Source organism: Sphingobacteriales bacterium (assembly GCA_012517435.1).
Lineage (GTDB): Bacteria > Bacteroidota > Bacteroidia > CAILMK01 > JAAYUY01 > JAAYUY01.
Genome location: JAAYUY010000162.1, coordinates 1 through 3289 on the forward strand (window position 1 = coordinate 1; position 3289 = coordinate 3289).

Sequence of the window (3289 nt, forward strand, 5' to 3'; positions counted from 1 at the left end):
TATTTTTCGGAACTCCTTATCTGGCGTTTTTTAACATCTGAAACTTTTTCCCCAATTTCACTCACAGAATTCGTTTTTGCAATAAGATTCAACCAGTCAGTTTTGCTAAAACCGAGTTGATTTAGTAGATTCTCCTCCTTTTCACTGATTCCGTTTAATGGTCTGAATTCCGTAAAAACTGCGGAACCAAGAAAATTCCTAAGCTGTATATCATTAGTTCTCAACTGAAGAAAATTCTCTTCAAGAAGTAATAACCTGAAGTTGAGCATTTTTCTGAATATAAAGCCTGACATCCACGGGGACCCTTCCTTATCTAATAAAAATTCCGGCTGATATAAACCGGAATTCTCAATAGCTTTCAAGAGTGCAGGATTGCTGAATGCTGTATTAAAAAACTGAATATTCACTTTTCCATGTCCGGTATTGGATTAGAAAATATTTAGCGATTTTTCTAGTTTTTTTATAAAAATACTCTTTTAACCACGGTATTGGTCTACCACTCCATCTCTGAAGATGCACCGTAATCATCGCCTTTTTGGGGGCCCTTCCTGTTTCAATCGCCTTAATCATCTCATTCGTCTTTCAAAATCTCGGCCAATCGTTCAAAATAATTGATAAATAACGAGTAAGACCTATCAACATCCTGTTCCATACTTATCTTCTGATTTTTGACCTCAAACTTTTGATTTCAAACTTCTGCCTACCGCCTACTCAACACTGCCAAATTTCAGATTACCTCTCCCTTCTAACTTCAAACTTCTTATTTCGAATAACTTTATCCTTTAAACTTTTTTTTGCCCTAAAAAACTCATAATTCTCTTTCTACGATATTGCCAGGCTTCTTTAATAGTAGGGATAGTATTATACGTTGCGAAGCTATTTTCATTTTTAATAAAGTCTTCTTCTCCATTTTCTAATTTGGCTAATGCTTCTAACATAGCAATTGGTGCTATCTCATAATTTTTTTTAACCACTGAATTAAAATTATCTTTCCTGGTAATTGGGAATCGTTTTTGAACAATTATATCTCCCGCGTCCAGCTCTTCTGTAACAAAATGAATAGAAACACCTGTTTCCTTTTCTTCTTTATACAAAACCCAAAATGGAGTTAATCTTCCTCTGTTTTTTGGAAGCAATGCATTATGTCTGTTGATGACCCCTATTTTGGGGATTTCAAGCAATTCCTTTTTAATAATACTTTGACTTTGGTTTATAATAACATCAGGTTTTAATGATGATAATTCCTTCATAAATGACTTGCTATTTGGAGTTTTAATTTTCCACACAGGTATTCCAAATTGCTGTGCATAATATGTAATTGATGGATTATTGCACAATCCGTGTTTGCTAAGATTTTTTTTAATCTTAAAACTCATTGTAATAAAAGAGTTTTTAAGAAAATCTGGTAAGCCCATAATAAGTAATAAAGTAAGGATATATAAAATTTTTGATTTGTTTTTCCCAATTTTGAGTCTATCCCCGTTTGGAACAGCTAAGCCAATAATTTCATCTTTTTTATTATCAATGATGTATTTAATAAAATTGTTGGTTTGGACTGGATCGTCCATTGTTATGATGAAAATTCTCATTTCAGCTTAAAATTTTAACAAACCAGTTTGAATACAATAATCTTTTATTGTTAAAAACTTGTAATCTTTTGTTAAAAAATATTCAATTTCCTTTTCATAGAGAGGTATTGCATCCTTCCCCAAATTCTTTATCTTTAACTTTGACCTGACAAGGTCTTTTAATATAAAAGTAATTGAATTTTTACTTCTTCTAGTTATTTCCCTTTTTTCACTGCTTTCATCAATAAACTCATTTGGATGAATATCAAATACAATTGGTTTTTTGTTAATTTTTGATTCAAAGTTTAATAAATGATGTTGGCATCTTGTAAGTAAAGGAAAAATTCTCATTGTAGTACCTATATAGGGAAAAATAGTAGCTGATAATGGAACTTCAATTAAATTAGCATTACCTTTTTTAAAAATTGATTTTTCACTTGTTCTGTAAGGCAAACGTGGGGCTGTTAACCAATTTAGCTTCTTTAATCCTCCAAAAGACATAAACATATCGAATCTTTGAGATGCAACCGAACTGTCAATTTTATAGTCTGTTTCTATCAGAGCTTTTGATGTAAATTCATTCATTCTAAGTGCCGGAGCTCTGAAAGAAATTACTTCTTCACCAGAGATATCTTCCAGAATATTTTTTGAAGTTAATAAATGTTCTTTTTGCTTATTAAAAGGCATTATATCAAAACCATTTTCAACCTTATGTGATAATCCATGACTAGCAACTTCATGCCCTTTGCCTAATATCATTTTAACAATATCAGGAATTAACTTTGCAATATATCCTGTAAAGAAAAAAGTACTTTTGATATTATACTTTTCGTAAATATCAAGAAGAATCGGCATTCCTTCCCGATAGACTTTCCAACCGGTTTCATCGCGAAGCGTATTTAACCAAATTGAGGTGGTTTCAACATCGTTTGTAAAAAGACAGTATTTAGGATTGTTCATTGAAATTTTACAAAAAAGTACTTTATAGTGTTTTTCGCATTTTGCATCACTAATTCTTTGAACCAACCAAATCCAAAATCAAACCATCTGTGGGGATGAGTATTGATAATAATCTGATTGGGAAGTTCATTATTTTTAAATTTCCTCATTAAATCATAAGTCGATTTAATAGAAATATTAAATCCTGAATCAACTTTATCTCTGACACTTACACTTTCCTTATTCCATTTTCTACCTGTATCTGTTATGTAAAGCACTTTTTTATAATCCACATCAAAGTAAGGCTCTGCAATAATTCCCAAATCACGATAATTATATTTCTTCCAAATATCCCGGTTATCCCACTTTGTCATTGGACTACCGTGCATACATATTGTTTTTGCAGGATAGAATTTTCGAAATATTTCTAATTTGTCTTTGAAATGTTGATATGCCGATTCTATATCACCTTTACAAATTGTCATATCCTCATAATGATAGCTTACTTCATGCTTAAGTAAAACGCAACTACAAATAATAGATTCATTAAAAACAAAAGGCACAATTCTAAAATAATAAGAAGCCTTGCAATGCAATACATTTTCAAGTTCTGCCATTCTTAGTGCATTTTCAGGTAATCGATCTACATCATGCCTTAATACAACCACTTTTTCTTTTGGGTTTTTAATGAAATCCTCAAAGGTCTGAAATGCATAACCGGAATCTTTGATTGCTTGGAGAAGTGATTTATAGGTTTTAAGGGTAAAGTCCATTATTTAAAA

General features: G+C 31.3%; 3 protein-coding genes. All 3 read right to left on the reverse strand.

Annotated features, from left to right (window positions below; translation table 11 throughout):
• Nucleotides 1-782: 782 nt before the first annotated feature.
• Entirely contained in the window at nt 783-1589 is an 807-nt protein-coding gene (locus GX437_09315; GenBank protein NLJ07854.1) for a hypothetical protein, read from the reverse strand.
• 6 nt (nt 1590-1595) lie between these two features.
• Nucleotides 1596-2423, reverse strand: a complete 828-nt coding sequence (locus tag GX437_09320) for a polysaccharide deacetylase family protein (protein ID NLJ07855.1) — start codon at nt 2421-2423, stop codon at nt 1596-1598.
• 101 nt (nt 2424-2524) lie between these two features.
• Entirely contained in the window at nt 2525-3280 is a 756-nt protein-coding gene (locus GX437_09325; protein ID NLJ07856.1) for a hypothetical protein, read from the reverse strand.
• Nucleotides 3281-3289: the final 9 nt, after the last annotated feature.